This is a genomic window from Microbacterium sp. CGR2 (genome assembly GCF_003626735.1).
Lineage (GTDB): Bacteria > Actinomycetota > Actinomycetes > Actinomycetales > Microbacteriaceae > Microbacterium.
Genome location: NZ_RBHX01000001.1, coordinates 2,904,974 through 2,924,549, shown reverse-complemented (window position 1 = coordinate 2,924,549; position 19,576 = coordinate 2,904,974). Strand labels below are relative to the sequence as shown.

Annotated in this window: 17 protein-coding genes; all 17 read left to right on the top strand. The window is 68.1% G+C overall.

Annotation, left to right across the window (positions count from 1 at the left end):
* The first annotated feature begins 87 nt into the window (after nucleotides 1-87).
* The 17 genes from metK to D7252_RS14675 all read left to right on the top strand — a co-directional run bounded on the left by metK (nucleotide 88) and on the right by D7252_RS14675 (nucleotide 19,562).
* Nucleotides 88-1,281 carry a methionine adenosyltransferase gene (gene metK / locus D7252_RS14755; protein ID WP_120776069.1) on the top strand — a complete coding sequence of 398 codons (1,194 nt, stop codon included), beginning with the start codon at nucleotides 88-90 and terminating at the stop codon, nucleotides 1,279-1,281.
* Between the two features lie 16 nt (nucleotides 1,282-1,297).
* Nucleotides 1,298-3,256 carry a primosomal protein N' gene (locus D7252_RS14750; protein WP_120776068.1) on the top strand — a complete coding sequence of 653 codons (1,959 nt, stop codon included), beginning with the start codon at nucleotides 1,298-1,300 and terminating at the stop codon, nucleotides 3,254-3,256.
* An 18-nt stretch (nucleotides 3,257-3,274) separates the two neighbouring features.
* The gene (gene fmt / locus D7252_RS14745; RefSeq protein ID WP_120776067.1) at nucleotides 3,275-4,210 is read left to right on the top strand and encodes a methionyl-tRNA formyltransferase; all 936 of its coding nucleotides are present in this window, start codon (nucleotides 3,275-3,277) and stop codon (nucleotides 4,208-4,210) included.
* Nucleotides 4,207-5,730, top strand: a complete 1,524-nt coding sequence (locus tag D7252_RS14740) for an RsmB/NOP family class I SAM-dependent RNA methyltransferase (RefSeq protein ID WP_120776066.1) — start codon at nucleotides 4,207-4,209, stop codon at nucleotides 5,728-5,730. The genes fmt and D7252_RS14740 overlap by 4 nt, the downstream gene beginning before the upstream one ends.
* Nucleotides 5,731-5,740: 10 nt before the next feature.
* Nucleotides 5,741-6,415: a ribulose-phosphate 3-epimerase gene (rpe, locus tag D7252_RS14735; protein WP_120776065.1), complete on the top strand. Its 675-nt coding sequence runs from the start codon at nucleotides 5,741-5,743 to the stop codon at nucleotides 6,413-6,415.
* Nucleotides 6,412-6,675 carry a phosphoribosyl-ATP diphosphatase gene (locus tag D7252_RS14730; RefSeq protein WP_120776064.1) on the top strand — a complete coding sequence of 88 codons (264 nt, stop codon included), beginning with the start codon at nucleotides 6,412-6,414 and terminating at the stop codon, nucleotides 6,673-6,675. Before rpe ends, D7252_RS14730 begins: the two co-directional genes overlap by 4 nt.
* Nucleotides 6,676-6,713: 38 nt before the next feature.
* Nucleotides 6,714-7,556, top strand: a complete 843-nt coding sequence (gene hisG, locus D7252_RS14725; RefSeq protein WP_120776063.1) for an ATP phosphoribosyltransferase — start codon at nucleotides 6,714-6,716, stop codon at nucleotides 7,554-7,556.
* The gene (hisF, locus tag D7252_RS14720; RefSeq protein WP_120776062.1) at nucleotides 7,556-8,317 is read left to right on the top strand and encodes an imidazole glycerol phosphate synthase subunit HisF; all 762 of its coding nucleotides are present in this window, start codon (nucleotides 7,556-7,558) and stop codon (nucleotides 8,315-8,317) included. The genes hisG and hisF overlap by 1 nt, the downstream gene beginning before the upstream one ends.
* On the top strand, nucleotides 8,314-8,697 hold the full coding sequence (gene hisI, locus D7252_RS14715) for a phosphoribosyl-AMP cyclohydrolase (protein ID WP_120776061.1): 384 nt from the start codon (nucleotides 8,314-8,316) through the stop codon (nucleotides 8,695-8,697). Before hisF ends, hisI begins: the two co-directional genes overlap by 4 nt.
* Nucleotides 8,694-9,284: a Trp biosynthesis-associated membrane protein gene (locus tag D7252_RS14710; protein ID WP_120776060.1), complete on the top strand. Its 591-nt coding sequence runs from the start codon at nucleotides 8,694-8,696 to the stop codon at nucleotides 9,282-9,284. Before hisI ends, D7252_RS14710 begins: the two co-directional genes overlap by 4 nt.
* Nucleotides 9,285-9,332: 48 nt before the next feature.
* A complete protein-coding gene (locus D7252_RS14705; RefSeq protein WP_120776059.1) occupies nucleotides 9,333-9,563 on the top strand; it encodes an HGxxPAAW family protein in 231 nt (76 codons plus the stop codon).
* On the top strand, nucleotides 9,563-10,339 hold the full coding sequence (gene trpC, locus D7252_RS14700) for an indole-3-glycerol phosphate synthase TrpC (protein WP_120776058.1): 777 nt from the start codon (nucleotides 9,563-9,565) through the stop codon (nucleotides 10,337-10,339). Before D7252_RS14705 ends, trpC begins: the two co-directional genes overlap by 1 nt.
* Complete coding sequence (gene trpB, locus D7252_RS14695; RefSeq protein WP_120776057.1) at nucleotides 10,336-11,604, top strand: tryptophan synthase subunit beta; 1,269 nt, start codon at nucleotides 10,336-10,338, stop codon at nucleotides 11,602-11,604. Before trpC ends, trpB begins: the two co-directional genes overlap by 4 nt.
* Nucleotides 11,601-12,404, top strand: coding sequence for a tryptophan synthase subunit alpha (gene trpA / locus D7252_RS14690; protein ID WP_120776056.1), 804 nt, complete (start codon nucleotides 11,601-11,603; stop codon nucleotides 12,402-12,404). The genes trpB and trpA overlap by 4 nt, the downstream gene beginning before the upstream one ends.
* Before the next feature lie 10 nt (nucleotides 12,405-12,414).
* Nucleotides 12,415-13,440, top strand: coding sequence for a prolipoprotein diacylglyceryl transferase (gene lgt, locus D7252_RS14685; protein ID WP_120776055.1), 1,026 nt, complete (start codon nucleotides 12,415-12,417; stop codon nucleotides 13,438-13,440).
* 82 nt (nucleotides 13,441-13,522) lie between these two features.
* Entirely contained in the window at nucleotides 13,523-18,103 is a 4,581-nt protein-coding gene (gltB, locus tag D7252_RS14680) for a glutamate synthase large subunit (RefSeq protein ID WP_120776054.1), read from the top strand.
* On the top strand, nucleotides 18,096-19,562 hold the full coding sequence (locus D7252_RS14675; protein WP_120776053.1) for a glutamate synthase subunit beta: 1,467 nt from the start codon (nucleotides 18,096-18,098) through the stop codon (nucleotides 19,560-19,562). The genes gltB and D7252_RS14675 overlap by 8 nt, the downstream gene beginning before the upstream one ends.
* The last annotated feature ends 14 nt before the right edge of the window (nucleotides 19,563-19,576 follow it).

Here is a 19,576-nt window from a genome sequence, read left to right as displayed (position 1 = left end):
CTCGGCCGCGCCTCTCGCTATGTCGGAGGCGCGGTCCAGAGTGGGTGAGACACCCCTCCCGCAATCCGTCCCCGTTCTGGAGCATCGATGAGCGCGCTGCGTCTTTTCACGTCCGAGTCCGTCACCGAAGGGCACCCGGACAAGATCTGCGACCAGATCTCGGACAGCATCCTCGACGGCCTGCTCGCCAAAGACCGCGGGTCGCGCGTCGCCGTCGAGACCCTGGTGACCACCGGGCTCGTGCATGTCGCCGGCGAGATCCGCACCGAGGCCTACGTCGACATCCCGACGATCGTGCGTCAGGTGGTGAACGGCATCGGTTACCGCTCCAGCGACACCGGTTTCGACGGCGACTCCTGCGGCGTCAGCGTGTCGGTGGGGGAGCAGTCCCTCGACATCGCGCACGGTGTCGACAATGCACAGGAGCACCGTGACGGGTCGTCTGTCGACCCGCTCGACTCGCTGGGCGCGGGTGACCAGGGGATCATGTTCGGTTTCGCGACCAACGAGACCCCCCAGTTGATGCCGATGGCGGCGTGGACGGCGCACCGCATCGCCGAGCGTCTGGCCGAGGTCCGCCGAGACGGATTGCTGCCCTTCCTCCGGCCCGACGGCAAGACGCAGGTGACGCTGGGGTACGACGGCTTCACGCCGAAGACCGTCGATGCCGTGGTGCTGTCGACGCAGCATCACCCGGGCATCTCGCAGGACGAGCTCAAGGCGCAGGTACGCGAGCACGTGATCGACCCGGTCCTGGCCAGCACGGGCCTCGACCTCGACAACGTCACCCATTACATCAACCCTGCCGGCCCCTTCGTCATCGGCGGACCGAAGGGTGATGCCGGTCTCACGGGTCGCAAGATCATCATCGACACCTACGGCGGTGCGGCTCGACACGGTGGTGGGGCCTTCAGCGGCAAGGACCCGTCCAAGGTCGACCGTTCCGGGGCCTACGCCACGCGCTGGGTGGCGAAGAACGCGGTCGCAGCGGGGCTCGCCGACCGTCTCGAGGTGCAGGTCGCGTACGCGATCGGCGTCGCCCGACCCGTCGGCCTGTACGTCGAGACATTCGGCACCGGTGCCGTGTCGGACGACGTGATCATTTCTGCGATCGAGAAGGTCTTCGACCTCCGCCCGCAGGCGATCATCGAAGAGCTCGACCTGCTGCGGCCGATCTACGCGAAGACCGCGACCTACGGGCACTTCGGCCGAGAACTGCCGGACTTCACCTGGGAACGGACGGACCGCGTCGAAGAGCTGCGCCGCGCCGCCGGGCTCTGACAGGACCTCGGTCCTGATGACGTCCGAGAACAGACGCATCGCGCGCGTGCTCCTCGATTCTCCGCTGCCGCAGCTCGACCGCCTCTTCGACTACGCGTTGCCCGCGGAGTTGGGCGAGGTGCCACTCGGCGTCCGGGTGCGTGTACCGCTGCGCACCGCAGGAAGAGTGGTCGACGGATACGTCGTCGAGATCGACACGGAAGACGATGCCGACCGACCGCTGTCGGAGGTCGACAGCGTCGTCTCATCGGTGCCGGTCCTGCCGGAGCGCCTGCACCGCCTTGCCCGCCGGGTGGCAGATCGCGCCGCGGGGTCGGCATCCGACATCCTCCGCCTCGTGATCCCGAAGCGCCAGGTGCGCGTCGAGAAGGCCTGGACCCGGGATGCTGCCGCAGCCGCACCGGACGAGGCGGGACTCGCGAGAGCACAGGAGGTTCTCGACGTCTACGCCGGACTCGACGCCGTTCTCAGCGACGGCGGACGGGCCGCCGTCGAGGCGATTCCCCAGCTGCTGCACGGGATGCCGGCCTGGGCTCAGCTCATGGCCGCCGCGGCGGCTCGGATGCTGTCGTCCGGGCGTTCGGCGATTCTCGTGGTGCCCGACCACCGCGACCTCGACCAGCTGCATGCAGCACTCGAACTGGTCGTACCCGCCGAGTCCGTCGTGCGACACGATTCCCGTCAGAGCAACCCGGATCGATATCGGGGCTTCCTCCGCACGCTCGAGGATGCTCCGTGCATCGTGGTGGGGAATCGTTCCGCGGTCTACTCTCCGGTCGAGGCCGGTCTCGTCGCGATCTGGGACGACGGCGATCCTCTCCTCGGAGAGCCGCTCGCACCCTACGTGAACGCCCGCGACGCGGCGCTGCTCCGCCAGGAGCTCGAGCAGTCGGCGCTGCTGTTCGTCGGTCACACCCGCACGACCGACGTTGAGCGGCTGGTGGCACACGGATGGCTGGAAGAGGTGCGAGCGGCACGGCGTGTGCTGCCCCGCGTTGTGCTGAGCACGCCGCAGGAGATGGAACAGCCGACGGCACAGCGCATGCCGTCGTCGGCCTTCCTGTCTGCGCGTACCGCGGCGGCGGAGGGACCCGTTCTGGTGCAGGTGTCGCGACCGGGCTTCTCGCCGTCGCTCGTCTGCGCGGAGTGCCGCGCCCCCGCCCGCTGTCCCCACTGCGGCGGACCCCTCGGTGCACGCCACCGCGGGGCCGTGCCCGTCTGCGGCTGGTGTGGCCGCGGCGATCGTGCGTGGGTGTGTCCTGCGTGCTCCTCGACGAAGCTGCGGTTGGCGTCTTCCGGAAGCGAACGGACGGCGGACGAACTCGGTCGGGCGTTCCCCGGCATCCGCGTCATCGTGGCTGACAGCGCTCATCCTGTGGAGCGCGTCGACGCGAAGCCGAGCCTCGTGGTGGCGACCCGCGGCGCGGAACCGCTCGCCGAGGGGGGCTATCGTGCGGTCGTCCTGCTGGACGGACCGCGCATGCTGCAGGCGCCCGACCTGCGCATCGGGGAGGCGTGCCTGCGGTGGTGGTCGAACGCGGCTGCCCTCGCTGCGCCGGCAGCCCCCATTCATCTCGTCGGGGTGGACGGCGCCGTGGCCAAGGCTCTCGCGACCTGGAATCATGCGGGTTACGCCCGTTCCGAATTGGAGAGCCGCGCACCGCTGCATATGCCACCGATCGCCCGCGTGGCACTCGTCGAGGGATCGGCGGCCGCCGTCGGCCGTGCTCTGGCCGCACTCGGTGAGCTGGCGCTGCCGGCGGATGCCGTCCTCGGCCCGGTGCCCATCGAGTCCGACGATGTCCCCCCGCGGGTGCGCGCGCTCGTCCGCTTCGACTACAGCGCAGGAGGCCGTGTCGCCACCACTCTGCGTGCCGCCGTGGTGGCCGAAGCGGTGAACGGGCGACGTGTTCGCGGTCGCACGACCAAGAACACGCTGTCCGTGCGCCTCGATATCCTCGATCCAGAGCTCTGACCCTTCCGGAGAACCTTCATGCGCCTCGTCTTCGCCGGCACACCCGCTGCCGCTGTGCCCACCCTGCGACGTCTCGCGACGCTGCACGACATCGCCGCCGTCGTCACGCGCCCGGACGCACCGCTCGGACGCAAACGGGTGCTGACACCGTCTGCTGTCGCTCAGGCCGCCGACGAACTCGGGCTCCCCGTGATCAAGGCGGCGCGGCTGGATGACGAGACGACAGCGCAGATCACGGCGTTGCACCCGCAACTGGGGGTCATCGTCGCGTACGGCGGTCTTGTGCGCGAGCCTCTGCTGTCCGCACCGGATGCCGGCTGGATCAATCTGCACTTCTCGCTGCTGCCGGCTTGGCGTGGCGCAGCGCCTGTCCAGCGTGCGCTGATCGCGGGAGACCGAGAGTTGGGCGCCAGTGTGTTCCAGCTCGTCGCCGAGCTCGACGCGGGCGACGTGTTCGCTGCGCGGACCATCGATGTCCGGGCCGACGCGACAGCGGCAGAGGCCCTCGACGCGCTCGCTCTGGACGGTGCGGAGCTGACCGCAGACGTGGTCGCGGCGATCGCCGACGGGTCAGCCCGGGCCGTGCCGCAGCAGGGGCAGGCGACCTTCGCTCCCAAGCTCTCGCTCGCCGACGGGCTGCTCGACTGGTCCCTGCCCCTCGATGCCGTCTTCGCGCGCTTCCGCGGAGTCACTCCTGAGCCTGGCGCGCACACCACGGTCGCGGGTCAACGAGTGAAGATCCTCGAAGCGTCACCCTCACCTGCCTCTGGCGGGACGACCGATGTCGTCTTGGAGCCCGGTGAGATGGAGAGCACGAGATCCGCACTCCTGATCGGCACGGCCTCAGCGCCGCTGTCGGTGACCCGCGTCCAGCCGGCCGGCAAAGGTGCGATGAGCGCGGTCGACTGGTGGCGCGGACAGCGCGACACAGAAGGGCTGAGGGCAGGATCATGAGCGATTCCGGACAGCGACGACCGTCGCGACAGCGGCGAGAGCCGCGCGACGGCGCACCCGACGCGCGACGCGCGGGTCACCAGGGCGGTAGCGGCCGGCAAAGAGGTTCGGGCAGCGGCGGCCAGACGCGGATCGTGCAGCCGGCACGGCGGGTCGCCTACGACGTGCTCCGCGCGGTGTCGGATTCCGACGCCTACGCGAACCTTCTCCTGCCGACGGCGATCGCCGATGCGGGTCTCACGCCGCAGGATGCCGCGCTGGCCACCGAGCTCACGTACGGCACCCTGCGCCGACGAGGGATGTACGACGCGATCATCGTCTCTGCAGCCGAGCGGGGGATCGACGGCATCGATCCTGCCGTCCTCGACGCCCTCAGGCTGGCTGTCCATCAGCTGCTGGCGACCCGGGTCGCACCGCATGCGGCGGTGAATGAATCCGTGAATCTCGTCGCGACCGTCGCCGGCCGGGGCGCGGCCAGTTTCACCAACGCGGTGCTTCGTCGAGTCGCCCGGGACACTCCCGAGCAGTGGCAGGAGAAGATCGAGCAGACTGCACGATCCGACGACGAGCGGCTCGCGCTGCGGTCGGCGCATCCGGTCTGGGTGATCCGGGCTCTGCGGCGCGCTCTCGCCGCCGAAGGCCGTGTCGACGAGCTCGAAGAGCTCCTCGAAGCCGACAACGCTTCTCCGGAGGTCACGCTCGTCGCCCTGCCGGGCCTCGCCGAGCCGGCCGACCCGCGGCGTCCTTTCGCGGCGACCGCGTTCGCCTCACCGGGTGGAGACCCGCGGCGCTCCGTGGCGGCCTCCGGAGGTGCGGTGCGTGTGCAGGACGAAGGCTCCCAGCTCGTGGCGCTGGCATTGGCAGACGCCGCCCCGGTCCGTGCGGGGGAGAGGTGGCTCGACCTCTGCGCCGGCCCCGGTGGCAAGACAGCGCTGCTGGCAGCGGTCGCCCTCCAGCGCGGTGCACTGCTCGAGGCCAATGAGATCGTGCCCACGCGAGCCCGCCTCGTGCGCAACGCTCTGCGCGCCGTTCCTGGCGACGTCCCTGTGCACGAACAGGACGGACGGGATTTCGGCGGCACCCATGCCGGGCAGTTCGATCGCATCCTCGTCGATGCACCATGTACGGGCCTCGGCGCACTCCGCCGCCGCCCGGAGGCACGGTGGCGCAAGTCGCCGGCCGACGTCGCAGAGCTCGTGCCGCTGCAGGAAGGTCTGCTCAGCGCCGCGTTGGACGCTCTCGCGCCCGGGGGCATCGTGGCGTATGCGACGTGCTCCCCGCACCTCGCCGAAACAGTCGGCGTGGTCCAGGAAGTGCTGCGGTCCCGCTCCGACATCGAAGAGCTCGACGCGCGCGCTGTGGTCAGGAATCTCGCACAGTCACCCATCGACCTGGCCGACGAGGGCCGTGCGGACGGCGGAAGTGTTCAGCTCTGGCCCCATCGACACGGCACGGATGCGATGTTCCTCACCCTGCTCCGACGCACGGCTATCGCGAGCACCGCGGAGCGGGAAGACTGAGACCGTGGAAATGCCTCGCGCCCCGCGCATCAACCCCAGCATCCTCGCCGCCGACTTCGTGAACATGCAGGCCGATCTCGCCCGGATCGCCTCAGCCGATTTCGCACACGTCGACGTGATGGACAATCACTTCGTCCCGAACCTGACGTTCGGACCGCAGATGGTCGAGCGGATCCAGGCCACCAGCCCGATTCCGCTCGACGTTCATCTCATGATCACCGACCCTGATCAGTGGGCGCCCGGGTATGCCGAGCTGGGAGCCGCCAGCGTCACGTTCCATCTCGAGGCCGCCGCCGATCCGATCGCACTCGCCCGGCGGATCCGCGACATCGGTGCGCGAGCGGGTGTGGCCGTCAAGCCGGACACACCCGTCGACGGTCTCTATCAAGTGCTGGAGGAGTTCGATCAGATCCTCGTGATGACCGTTGAACCAGGTTTCGGCGGACAGGGCTTCATGCCCGAGACGATGCCGAAGCTGCGCGCACTCGCCGACGAGGTGCGCCGTCGCGGGTCGCAGGTCTGGCTCCAGGTCGACGGAGGCATCTCCGACAGCACCATCGAGCAGGCTGCGGCAGCCGGAGCCGACACGTTCGTCGCAGGATCCGCCGTGTACGGCGCCGATGACATCGAGGCCGCCGTCACCCGGCTCAGGGACCGTGCGCGAGCCGCTAGCCTGGAAGGGTGAAGACTTTCGACGAGCTGTTCGCCGAGCTCAGTGAAAAAGCGGAGACCCGACCCGAGGGCTCGCGGACGATCGCGGAGCTCGACGGTGGCGTGCATACGATCGGCAAGAAGATCGTCGAGGAGGCCGCCGAGGTCTGGATGGCATCCGAGTACGAGTCGGATGCCGCTGCGGCGGAAGAGATCTCGCAGTTGCTGTACCACCTGCAGGTGATGATGCTCGCGAAGGGCCTCAGCCTGCAGGACGTCTACCGACATCTGTGATGCGCTCCGTTCCGTCCCCATCGAACTGAAAGCCATCCATGCTGCGCATTGCTGTTCCCAACAAGGGCTCGCTCTCCGAGACCGCTGCCGACATGCTCGCGGAGGCCGGCTACGCCGGTCGCCGTGACCCGAAGACGCTTCACATCGTCGACGCCGACAACGACGTCGAGTTCTTCTTCCTTCGCCCGAAGGACATCGCGACCTACGTCGGCTCCGGCGCCATCGACGTCGGCATCACCGGTCGCGACCTCCTCCTCGACGCACGGATGCCCGGCGCCCGCGAGATCGAGGCGCTCGGCTTCGCCGGCTCGACTTTCCGGTTCGCCGCGCCGTCCGGTCGCTACACCGACGTCTCCGAGCTCGACGGACTTCGCATCGCCACCTCCTATCCCGGATTGGTCGACGCGTTTCTCGACGAGCGCGGCATCGCGGTGGACCTGGTGCCGTTGGACGGTGCCGTCGAATCCGCCGTTCGGTTGGGCGTCGCCGACGCGGTCGCCGACGTCGTCGAGACCGGTACCACGCTGCGTCAGGCAGGACTCGATGTGTTCGGTCCGGTGATCCTTGAGTCCGAGGCTGTTCTGATCGCAGGTCCGGCGGACGCTGAAGGGTCAGAGACCCTGCTGCGTCGGCTCCGCGGGGTGATGGTGGCCCGACGGTTCGTGATGATCGACTACGACCTGCCCGTCGCGCTTCTCGACGACGCGGTGAAGATCGCGGGCGGTGTCGAGTCGCCGACCGTGTCCCCGCTGCGTGACCCCGAGTGGGTGGCCGTGCGCGTCATGGTGGCGCGCAGCCGCGTGAACCCGGTGATGGACGAGCTGTATGCCCTCGGCGCGCGTGCCATCCTCGTCACCGCCATCCACAACGCGAGACTCTGATGACTCTCGCCAGCCGCGTCATCCCCTGCCTGGACGTCGCGAACGGTCGCGTCGTGAAGGGTGTCAACTTCGAGAACCTCCGTGACATGGGTGATCCCGTCGAACTCGCCAGACACTATGCGGCACAGGGCGCAGACGAGATCACGTTCCTCGATGTGACGGCGACGGTGGATGCCCGTGCGACGACCTACGACGTCGTGCAGCGCACCGCCGAGCAGGTCTTCGTGCCGCTCACCGTCGGCGGAGGAGTGCGCAGCGTCGACGATGTCGCTCGGCTGCTCGCGGTCGGCGCCGACAAGGTCGGCGTCAACTCTGCCGCGATCGCCCGTCCCGACCTCGTCGGTGAGATCGCTGACCGCTTCGGCGCGCAGGTGCTCGTCCTCTCGCTCGACGTGAAGCGGGCAGAGACCACCGCGTCGGGCTTCGTCGTCACCACCCATGGCGGACGGACGCAGACGACCCTCGACGCGCTCGACTGGGCGCGCGAGGCCGCAGAACGCGGAGCGGGTGAACTGCTGGTCAACTCGATCGACGCCGATGGCACACGCGACGGGTTCGACCTCGAACTGGTGGGTTTGATGCGGGAAGTGGCGTCGGTCCCGGTCATCGCCTCGGGCGGTGCCGGCGATGTCTCGCACTTCGCTCCCGCGATCAAGGCCGGAGCGGATGCCGTGCTCGCCGCGAGCGTCTTCCACACCGGCGCGCTGACCGTCGGCGATGTCAAGGATGCGCTTCGCGCGGAAGGAGTGCTCGTCCGATGACCGGTCCGGAGCGAGACGACGAACTCTCCGTGGACGATCGCGTCGCGCAGGTCGTCTTCAATGCGGACGGGCTGGCGCCCGTGATCGTGCAGCAGTGGGACACCCACGAATTGCTCATGCTCGCCTGGGTCGACGCGGAGGCGCTCCGACGCACCCTCACCTCCGGGCGTGCGACGTACTGGTCGCGGTCGCGTCAGGAGTACTGGCGCAAGGGCGACACGTCCGGCAACATCCAGGTGGTCCGCGAAGTGCGTCTCGACTGCGACGGTGATGCCATCCTCCTCCTGGTGGAGCAGACCGGGCCGGCGTGTCACACCGGAACCCGCACCTGCTTCGACTCCCACGATCTTCACGCCGTCGACGGCGTGGGGCAACCGTGAGTCTCGCCCAGCGGGGCCGCTCCCTTTCGGTCTCGGGTTTCCTCCTCGCCGGCGCGATCGGAATCATCTCGTCGACGCAGACCTGGCTGACGGTCGAGCGAGCGGATGCCGGCGAGGCGATCCTGGTGCCGGGGGCTTCTGCTCTCGTCCTCCTGGCGCCGCTCAGCCTCGCGGTGCTCGCCCTCGGGGCCGCGCTGTCGATCGCCGGGCGTGCGTTTCGCGTGATCTTCGCCGTGCTCGCAGGAGCCACCTCGGTGTTCCTCGGCTGGTCGACGCTCCAGCTTCTGACGACCTCGCCCCTCGAGGCAGTCGCACCAGCCGTCACCGAGGCGACGGGGCTTGCGGGCGGCGGAGCTCTCGGAGACGTCGTCCTGTCGATCGCGCCCTCCCCGTGGCCCGTGATCGCCCTCGTCGGGTGGGTGATTCTGCTCGCAGCATCCGTGCTCGTCCTGCTCACGTGGCGGCGTTGGAAGTCGGGTGGACGCCGCTACCGCACCGAGAACACCGCGGCCCCGGCGCAGGACGGGCCTGTGGATGCCGTGGATTCGTGGGACGACCTGTCCCGCGGAACCGATCCGACACGGTGACCCCGATAGACTTGATCCCGCCCCGCACGTCGTCCCCCGGAGGAGAACATGACCAACTCGATCGCTGACCCCGGCCACGGACACTCGCCTGCGGCCTGGACCGCCGTCGTGATCATGCTCGTCGGCTTCGCCGCCGGCACGGTGTTCTACTGCTTCGAGATGCCCGTGCTCGTCGCGATCTCGGCCGTCCTCATCCCGATCGGAGCGCTTGTGGGCTGGGCGATGTCGAAGGCCGGTTACGGCGTGAAGGGCCCCAAGTACTCGCCGAAGGCCCACTAGTGGTCCTCGCCGACCTGACGGCCGGCGCAGTCGCAGACGCCGAGCGTCGTTCACAGTCACGCCCGCTCGCGGTCGTGGAGCGGGAAGCCCTGGATCGTCCGGCAGCCAAGAACGCCCTGTCGTTCCTCGCTCCCGCCGACCGGGTCAAGATCATCGCCGAGGTGAAGCGCGCCAGTCCCTCCCGCGGCACCCTGGCCGAGATTCCCGACCCCGCCCATCAGGCGTCGCTCTACGAGACCGGCGGAGCGTCTGCGATCAGCGTTCTCACCGAGGAACGTCGCTTCGGCGGCAGCCTCGCCGATCTCGAAGCCGTCACGGCCCGGGTCTCGCTGCCGGTGCTTCGCAAGGACTTCATCGCGACCCGATATCAAGTCCTCGAGGCGCGCGCGGCGGGCGCCGATCTGGTGCTGCTGATCGTCGCCGGCCTCGAACAGGACGTGCTCCTCGACCTGTTCGGATTCATCTCCGAGTTGGGTATGACGCCGCTCGTCGAGACGCACTCCGCAGACGAGCTCGAGGTCGCGATCGACCTCGGAGCGCCTCTGATCGGTGTCAATGCCCGTGATCTCACCACCCTCGAGCTCGACCGCGACCTCTTCGGTCGGCTGGTCGATCGGATTCCCGCCACCGCGGTGAAGATCGCGGAGTCCGCCGTCCTCACTCCCGCCGACGTGGTCCACTACCGAGCCGCGGGAGCCGATGTCGTGCTGATCGGCGAGGCGCTCGTCACCGGCGACCCCGTCGCCACCCTGAAGAGCTTCCTGGAGGCATCATGAGTCTGCGCGAACAGCACGGACCCTATTTCGGCGACTTCGGCGGGCGTTACATGCCCGAGTCCCTCATCGCGGCGATCGACGAGCTGACGGCGGCGTATGAGTCCGCCGTCGCGGACCCGGAGTTCCGTGCCGAACTCGCTCGGCTGCTCAGCTCATACGCGGGGCGGCCGTCGGCGATCACCGAGGTGCCCCGATTCGCCGAGCACGCCGGTGGCCCGCGGATCTTCCTGAAGCGTGAAGACCTCAACCACACCGGCTCCCACAAGATCAACAACGTGCTGGGCCAGGCCCTGCTCACGAAGCGCCTCGGCAAGACGCGCGTCATCGCCGAGACGGGTGCCGGTCAGCACGGCGTCGCCACAGCGACTGCCGCTGCGCTCTTCGGCCTCGACTGCACCATCTACATGGGCGAGGTCGACACGGAACGGCAGGCGCTCAACGTCGCCCGGATGCGGCTGCTGGGCGCCGAGGTCGTCGCGGTCACCTCCGGTTCGCGCACTCTCAAGGACGCGATCAACGACGCCTACCGCGACTGGGTCGCGTCGGTCGAGACGACCAACTACATCTTCGGCACCGCGGCAGGGCCTCACCCTTTCCCCGCGATGGTCCGTGATTTCCAGAAGATCATCGGCGAAGAGGCGCGAGCACAGCTCCTCGACGAGGTCGGCAGGCTTCCCGATGCGGTTTTCGCCTGCGTCGGGGGCGGGTCGAACGCGATCGGCATGTTCGACGCGTTCCTCGATGACGAGCAGGTTCGTCTCTACGGCGTGGAAGCCGCCGGCGACGGTGTCGATACCGCGCGGCATGCCGCATCGATCGAACGCGGCCGTCCAGGCGTCCTGCACGGCGCACGCACCTACGTTCTTCAGGACGAAGACGGTCAGACGACCGAGTCGCATTCGATCTCTGCGGGCCTCGACTACCCCGGGGTGGGCCCGGAGCACTCGTGGCTGGCCGACATCGGTCGCGCCGAGTACATTCCCGCGACCGACGACGAGGCGATGCAGGCCCTGCGTCTGCTGAGCCGCACGGAGGGCATCATCCCGGCGATCGAATCGGCGCACGCCCTCGCGGGTGCGCTGCGTCTGGGTCGCGAGCTCGGACCGGACGCGATCGTGGCCGTCTGCCTGTCGGGTCGCGGCGACAAGGACATGGACACGGCGGCACGCTACTTCGAGCTGTACGACGCTGCCGCCCTCGCGCATGATGTGACCGAGGAGAGCGAAGTCGAGGACCTGATCTCGACCGGGGAGCCGCAGCTGTGAGCCGCATCGAAGAAGCCATCGCCCTCGCCCACGATGCCGGCCGCAGCGCCTTCATCGGATACCTGCCGGTCGGCTTCCCTGACCTCGACACCAGCATTCAGGCGGCAATCGCCCTGGCTGAGAACGGCGCCGACATCATCGAGCTCGGCCCGCCCTACAGCGACCCGGTGATGGACGGCGCGATCATCCAGGAGGCCACGACGAAAGCCCTCGCGGCAGGCTTCCGCATGGCCGACCTGTTCACTGCGGTGCGGGCGATCACGGCTGCCACCGACGTGCCGGTCCTGGTCATGACCTACTGGAACCCGGTGCTGCAGTACGGAGTCGACCGCTACGCCGACGACTTGCTCGCCGCGGGTGGAGCAGGACTCATCACCCCGGACATCACCCCCGATGTCGCAGGGGAGTGGATCGCCGCCAGCGATCGCACCGGTCTCGACCGGGTGTTCCTCGCAGCCCCCACGTCGACGGACGAACGCCTCGACCTCGTCGTCAAGGCCTCCACCGGGTTCGTGTACACGGTTTCGACCATGGGCATAACGGGGGAGCGCGCAGAGCTCGACCGTGCAGCACGCACGCTCGTGGCCCGCCTGCGCGAGCACGGCGCGACGCGCGCGTGCGTCGGCATCGGGATATCCACGGCCGAACAGGTCGCCGGTGTCTCCGAGTACGCCGACGGCGCCATCGTCGGCACCGCGCTGGTCCGTGCTCTCCGCGATGGCGGCATTCCCGCTCTCGCCGACGTCACCCGAACCCTGGCAGCCGGCACGTCGTCGGTGCGCCCCGATCACGAGAACTAGAATCGCACTCATGTCCCTCGCGCTCCACAGCACCTTCAACGGCGTGCTCGCCAGCATCCCGAGCCCTCCGGTGTCCTTCATCGATCTGGGCCCGATCCGGATCCACTTCTACGCGCTCTGCATCATCGCCGGCATCATCGCCGCCGCGCTGCTGACCAACCACCGGTTGACCAAGCGCGGTGCGGAGCCGTGGGTCGTGATCGACATCTCGATCCTGGCCGTCCCGCTCGCCATCATCGGCGCGCGCATCTTCCACGTGCTCACCCACCCGAACTTCTACTTCGGCGAGGGCAAGAACACCTGGAACCCCTTCGAGCCGGGTTCGGTCTGGGCGATCTGGGAAGGCGGCATCGCCATCTTCGGTGCGCTCATCGGAGGAGCGATCGGCGCCTACCTCGGATGCCGCTGGACCGGCATCCGCTTCTGGACCTTCGCGGACGCCCTCGCCCCCGGTCTGCTGCTCGCGCAGGCGATGGGTCGCTTCGGCAACTGGTTCAACCACGAACTGTTCGGCCTCCCCACAGATCTCCCGTGGGGGCTGGAGATCGAATCGACGAACTCGGCCTTCCCTCCGGGGCTTCCCGAGGGGACGCTGTTCCACCCGACTTTCCTGTACGAAGTCATCTGGAACGCTCTCGGCGTCATCGTGCTTCTCTGGCTGAGTCGGAAGCTCTTCTTCCAGTGGGGCCGTCTCTTCGCCATCTACCTGATCTGGTACAGCGCCGGCCGCGTCGTCTGGGAATCGATCCGCATCGACCCCAGCGAGATCATCCTCGGCCTGCGCAGCAACGTCTGGGCCTCGATCATCGGCATCGTCGTCGGCATCGCCATCCTCATCGTGCAGACGCGCCGCCACCCCGGACTCGAGCCCTCGCCGTACCAGCCGGGCCGCGGACGAAGCGACGAGAACGCTGATGTAGAATCGCAGAACAATCCCTCCGATTTCGTGGACGTGAGTGAGCCTCCCGCCGAAGAAGTCACCGCAGGAGCCAGCGCCACAAGCATCGCTCCCACGGACACGGACAGCTCTCGATAGCGTCCGTCTCCGCGAGGAACCCAACGCATCCGCCCGGCCAATGGCGTCCCCGGGTCATATGAAGATCTGAGGACGGTACCGCATGGCATCAAGCGACCTCCGCGCACACGTCGGGAACAACTTCCCGGCCAAGCAGGGCATGTACAACCCGGCGTTCGAGAAGGACGCGTGCGGGCTCGCCATGGTGGCGACGCTTCGCGGCGAGGCAGGGCACGACATCATCGCGCTCGCACTTCAGGCGCTGCGCAACCTCGAACACCGCGGGGCGATCGGCTCCGACGCGGGTACGGGTGACGGCGCGGGCATTCTCACGCAGATGCCGGACGCGTTCCTGCGCGCGGTTGTGGGCTTCGAACTGCCACCGGTGGGAGAGTACGCCGCCGGCCTGGCCTTCCTGCCGCGCGACTCGAGTCAGCGTCGCCAGCAGAAGGCGGGGATCGAGAAGATCGCACGCGATGAGGGTCTGCGCGTCCTCGGCTGGCGCGAGGTGCCCACGGCCAACGACAACCTCGGAAAGCTCGCCGATGAGGCGCGGCCGGCCTTCGAACAGCTTTTCGTGAGCGCCGGGGGCACATCCTTCGCGGATGCTCCCCTGACGGGTATCGCCCTCGATCGAGTCGCGTACCGGCTCCGCAAGCGCGCGGGGCACGAGCTCGGCGCCTACTTCGTCACGCTCTCCAGCCGCACCCTCGGCTACAAGGGCATGGTGACGACACTGCAGCTGGAGCCGTTCTACCCCGACCTGCAGGACGAGCGGTTCGCTTCCGAGCTGGCCGTGGTGCACTCGCGCTACTCCACGAACACCTTCCCGTCCTGGCCGCTCGCGCAGCCTCTGCGCATGCTGGCCCACAACGGCGAGATCAACACGGTCGGCGGCAACCGCAACTGGATGCGGGCGAGGCAGTCGCAGCTCGAGTCCGAGCTGTTGGGGGACGTCAAGCCTCTTCTTCCCATCTGCACCGACGGCGCGAGCGACTCGGCATCGTTCGACGAGGTGCTGGAGCTGCTGACCCTCACCGGCCGCAGCCTCCCGCACGCCATCATGATGATGGTTCCCGAAGCGTACGAGAAGCAGGCCGACATCACGCCGGAACTGCGTTCGTTCTACGAGTACCACTCCAACCAGATGGAGCCGTGGGACGGACCCGCCGCTCTCATCTTCACCGACGGCACGCTCGTCGGCGCCACGCTCGACCGCAACGGGCTCCGCCCCGGGCGCTGGACCGAGACCACCGACGGGCTCGTCGTCATCGGATCCGAGACCGGCGTGCTCCAGTTCGAGCCCGAGCGCATCAAGCGTCGCGGACGGCTCCAGCCAGGCAAGATGTTCCTCGTCGACACCGCGCAGCGCCGCATCGTGGAAGATCACGAGATCAAGCACGACCTCGCCACCATGCACCCGTGGCAGGAGTGGCTGGATGCCGGTGCCGTTCGACTCGCCGACCTTCCCGAGCGTGAGCACATCGTGCACCCGCCGGCGTCGATCACTCGCCGCCAGCGCACGTTCGGTTACACCGAAGAAGAGGTGCGCATCCTGTTGACCCCCATGGGCCAGACGGGAGTCGAACCTCTCGGCGCCATGGGCTCGGACACGCCCATCGCCGTGCTCAGCAAGCGACCGCGCCTGCTTTTCGATTACTTCACGCAGCAGTTCGCGCAGGTGACGAACCCGCCGCTCGACTCGATTCGCGAAGAGGTCGTGACGAGTCTCAAGCTCGGACTCGGCCCCGAGAGCAACCTGCTGTCCTGGGGACCCGAGCACACGCGGACGGTCTCTCTGGACTTCCCCGTCATCGACAACGACGAGCTCGCGAAGATCCGGCACATCGACAAGGCACTGCCGGACCGGTCGAGCGTCACCGTCCGCGGCCTCTATCACTTCGATTCCGGTCCTGACTCGCTGCAGGACCGGCTCACCGAGATGTGCGCCGAGGTCGATGAGGCGATCGCGAACGGCGCCGAGTTCATCATCCTGTCGGATCGGGATTCCAACAAGGACCTGACACCGATCCCTTCGCTTCTCATGGTGTCCGCGATCCATCACCACCTCATCCGCCGTGAGAACCGGATGAAAGTCGGTCTCATCGTCGAGGCGGGCGACGTCCGCGAGGTGCATCACGTCGCCACGCTGATCGGTTACGGCGCTTCGGCGATCAACCCGTACCTGGCGATGGAAACCGTCGAGCACCTGGTGCGCACGGGATACATCACCGGCATCACGCCCGAGAAGGCAGTGCGCAACCTCATCTACGCGCTCGGCAAGGGCGTGCTCAAGATCATGTCGAAGATGGGCATCTCCACGGTGTCGTCGTACGCCGGAGCCCAGGTGTTCGAGGCCGTCGGGCTCAGCCAGGAGTTCATCGACGCCTACTTCACGCGCACCGAGTCCAAGCTCGGCGGGATCGGGATCACCGAGGTCTTCGCGGAGAACCAGGCGCGTCACGACTACGCCTACCCGGAGGATGCCGCTGCGCGGGCGCATGAGCGTCTCTGGACCGGTGGCGAGTACCAGTGGCGTCGCGACGGTTCGCCGCACCTGTTCAATCCGGAGACGGTCTTCAAGCTGCAGCACGCCACCCGGACGCGGCGTTACGACATCTTCCGCGAGTACACGAAGATGGTCGACGACCAGGCGGCCGAGCTGAAGACTCTTCGTGGGCTCTTCACGTTGCGCACCGGCACGCGCAGGCCGGTTCCTCTCGACGAAGTCGAACCGGTCTCGTCCATCGTGAAGCGTTTCTCCACCGGAGCGATGAGTTACGGATCGATCTCCCGCGAGGCGCACGAGACGCTCGCGATCGCGATGAACCGCATCGGTGCGAAGTCGAACACCGGCGAGGGCGGCGAAGATCCCGATCGTCTCGTCGACCCCGAGAGGCGCAGTGCGATCAAGCAGGTCGCCTCCGGTCGATTCGGTGTCACCAGCCTCTACCTCACCGAGGCCGACGACATCCAGATCAAGCTCGCGCAAGGAGCGAAGCCCGGCGAAGGCGGGCAGCTCCCGCCGACGAAGGTCTACCCGTGGGTCGCACGCACGCGTCACGCCACGGCAGGCGTCGGGCTGATCTCGCCGCCGCCGCACCACGACATCTATTCGATCGAAGACCTCAAGCAGCTCATCTTCGACCTGAAGAGGGCCAACCCCGAGGCGCGCATCCACACCAAGCTGGTGAGCCAGTCCGGTATCGGCGCCGTGTCCGCCGGAGTCGCCAAGGCGCTCAGCGATGTCATCCTGGTCTCCGGCCATGATGGCGGGACCGGCGCGAGCCCGATGAACTCGCTCAAGCATGCGGGCACGCCGTGGGAACTCGGTCTCGCCGAGACCCAGCAGACCCTCATGCTCAACGGCATGCGGGACCGCGTCGTGGTGCAGGTCGACGGACAATTGAAGACCGGCCGCGACGTCGTGATCGGTGCGCTGCTCGGTGCAGAGGAGTTCGGCTTCGCGACGGCTCCGCTCGTGGTCAGCGGATGCATCATGATGCGCGTCTGCCACCTGGACACGTGCCCGGTGGGCGTCGCGACCCAGAACCCTGCGCTCCGTGAACGCTTCACGGGCAAGCCGGAGTTCGTCGTGAACTTCATGGAGTTCATCGCCGAAGAGGTGCGGGAGATCCTGTCGGAACTCGGCTACCGGTCTATCGACGAGATCGTCGGGCGCGCGGACCTCATCGAGGCGAATGCCGCGATTCAGCACTGGAAGGCGGATGGGCTCGACCTGAGCCCGGTGCTGGAGGGACCGGCCTTCCCCGCGGGCGAACCGCGCCGAAACGCCCGCTCGCAGGACCACGAACTCGAGAAGCACTTCGATGTGCAGCTGATCGACATCGCCAAGGACGCGCTGCTGAACGGTGAGCCTGTCGTGGCCGAGTTGCCCATCGCGAACACCGAGCGTGCGGTGGGCACGATGCTCGGTCACCAGGTCACTTCTCGATACGGCGCTGCGGGACTCCCGAAGGGCACCATCGACGTGACCCTGCACGGCACCGCGGGGCAATCCCTCGGCGCCTTCCTGCCGTCGGGGATCGTCCTCCGCCTGGAGGGTGACGCGAACGACTACGTGGGCAAGGGACTGTCCGGTGGAGACATCACGATCCGTCCTCCGCGCAGCTCGACCATCGCGCCCCACGAGAACGTCATCGCGGGCAACGTCATCGGATACGGTGCGACGTCGGGCACCATGTTCATCTCGGGTGTGGTGGGGGAGCGATTCCTCGTCCGGAACTCCGGCGCCACCGCCATCGTGGAAGGCGTGGGCGACCACGCGCTCGAGTACATGACGGGCGGCCTCGCCGTGATCCTCGGATCCACCGGACGCAACTTCGGTGCGGGTATGTCAGGCGGCGTGGCTTACGTGCACGCACTCGACACCGGCAAGGTGAACGCGCAGTCTCTCGGCAGCGGGGAGCTGTTGCTCTCTCCGCTCGATCGGGCCGACCTCGAGCTGCTGCGCGATCTGCTCCTGGAACACGTGGAGCGCACGGCGTCCCCACGCGCATCCGCGCTTCTCGAGCGCTTCGAAGAGACCGCGACCGAGTTCGTGAAGGTACTGCCTCGTGATTTCGCCGCCGTGCGGACGATGCGCGAGGAGGCACTGGCCGAGGGGATCGACCCCGACGGCGACATCGTCTGGAACCGCATCCTGGAGGTGACCGGTGGCTGATCCCAAAGGCTTCTTGAAAGTGACCGAGCGGGAGCTTCCCGCTCGTCGCCCGGTACCCGTGCGCATCATGGACTGGAAAGAGGTCTATGAGCCCGGCGACAAGGCGGTCCTGCGCCGTCAGGCCGGTCGCTGCATGGACTGCGGCGTTCCGTTCTGCCATTCCGGCTGCCCGCTGGGCAACCTCATCCCGGAATGGAACGACCTGACCTGGCGCGGCGAGGGCCGCGCAGCGATCGAGCGGCTCCACGCCACGAACAACTTCCCGGAGTTCACCGGACGGCTGTGCCCTGCGCCGTGCGAGAGCTCCTGCGTGCTCGGCATCAACCAGCCGGCGGTCACGATCAAGCAGGTCGAGGTCTCGATCATCGACGAGGCGTTCGCCAACGGCTGGGTCGAGCCGGAACCGCCGGAGCGCCTGACCGGCAAGACGGTCGCCGTCGTCGGCTCCGGTCCTGCCGGACTGGCGGCGGCTCAGCAACTGACACGAGCCGGCCACACCGTGGCCGTGTTCGAGCGCGATGACCGGATCGGCGGGCTGCTGCGGTACGGCATCCCGGACTTCAAGATGGAGAAGAGCAAGCTCGAGGCGCGCCTTCGCCAGATGCAGGAAGAGGGCACGCGCTTCCGCGCGGGTGTCGAGATCGGCAAGGACATCTCGTGGGCCGACCTGCGAGCGCGTTACGACGCGGTCGTCGTCGCCACGGGGTCCACCGTGCCGCGCGACCTTCCGATCCCGGGTCGCGACCTCGACGGCGTGCACTTCGCGATGGAATACCTCGTCGAGTCGAACCACGCGGTCGCCGGCGACAAGGTGACCGATCAGATCACCGCCGAAGGCAAGCACGTCATCGTCATCGGCGGTGGCGACACCGGAGCGGACTGCATCGGCACCGCCCACCGTCAGGGCGCGCTGAGCGTCACCAACCTCGCCATCGGCAAGCAGCCGGCCGCCGAGCGGCCCGAGCACCAGCCCTGGCCGATGATGCCCACCCTGTTCGAGATCGCTTCCGCACACGAGGAAGGCGGCGAGCGGATGTTCCTCGCCTCCACCGTGGAGTTCCTGTCGAACGATGTGGGCGAGGTGCGCGCCCTGCGCGTCGCCGAGACCGAGTACATCGACGGTCGCCGCGTCCCCAAGAGCGGCACCGAGCGAGAGATCCCCGCAGACCTCGTGCTCATCGCGATGGGCTTCACCGGCCCCGAGCAGGACGGCTACACCGAGGACACCCTCCCGCAGGTCACCGACCGCGGAGCCTTCCAGCGCGATTCCTCCTACGAGTCGACCGTCCCCGGCGTGTTCGTCGCCGGTGACGCCGGTCGTGGGCAGTCGCTCATCGTGTGGGCGATCGCCGAAGGACGCGCCGCGGCTGCGAACGTCGATCGATTCCTGATGGGTACCACCGTGCTGCCCGAGCCGGTGCGCCCGCACGATGTCGCGATCGGCCTTCAGCCCGCGTAGGCTGAGCGGCGGCA

What these genes read in the sequence shown, in the direction of transcription:
- metK (WP_120776069.1), top strand. Translation starts at nt 88, where the DNA reads ATGAGCGCGCTGCGTCTTTTCACGTCCGAGTCCGTCACCGAAGGGCAC.
- D7252_RS14750 (WP_120776068.1), top strand. Translation starts at nt 1,298, where the DNA reads ATGACGTCCGAGAACAGACGCATCGCGCGCGTGCTCCTCGATTCTCCG.
- fmt (WP_120776067.1), top strand. Translation starts at nt 3,275, where the DNA reads ATGCGCCTCGTCTTCGCCGGCACACCCGCTGCCGCTGTGCCCACCCTG.
- D7252_RS14740 (WP_120776066.1), top strand. Translation starts at nt 4,207, where the DNA reads ATGAGCGATTCCGGACAGCGACGACCGTCGCGACAGCGGCGAGAGCCG.
- rpe (WP_120776065.1), top strand. Translation starts at nt 5,741, where the DNA reads ATGCCTCGCGCCCCGCGCATCAACCCCAGCATCCTCGCCGCCGACTTC.
- hisG (WP_120776063.1), top strand. Translation starts at nt 6,714, where the DNA reads ATGCTGCGCATTGCTGTTCCCAACAAGGGCTCGCTCTCCGAGACCGCT.
- hisF (WP_120776062.1), top strand. Translation starts at nt 7,556, where the DNA reads ATGACTCTCGCCAGCCGCGTCATCCCCTGCCTGGACGTCGCGAACGGT.
- hisI (WP_120776061.1), top strand. Translation starts at nt 8,314, where the DNA reads ATGACCGGTCCGGAGCGAGACGACGAACTCTCCGTGGACGATCGCGTC.
- D7252_RS14705 (WP_120776059.1), top strand. Translation starts at nt 9,333, where the DNA reads ATGACCAACTCGATCGCTGACCCCGGCCACGGACACTCGCCTGCGGCC.
- trpB (WP_120776057.1), top strand. Translation starts at nt 10,336, where the DNA reads ATGAGTCTGCGCGAACAGCACGGACCCTATTTCGGCGACTTCGGCGGG.
- lgt (WP_120776055.1), top strand. Translation starts at nt 12,415, where the DNA reads ATGTCCCTCGCGCTCCACAGCACCTTCAACGGCGTGCTCGCCAGCATC.
- gltB (WP_120776054.1), top strand. Translation starts at nt 13,523, where the DNA reads ATGGCATCAAGCGACCTCCGCGCACACGTCGGGAACAACTTCCCGGCC.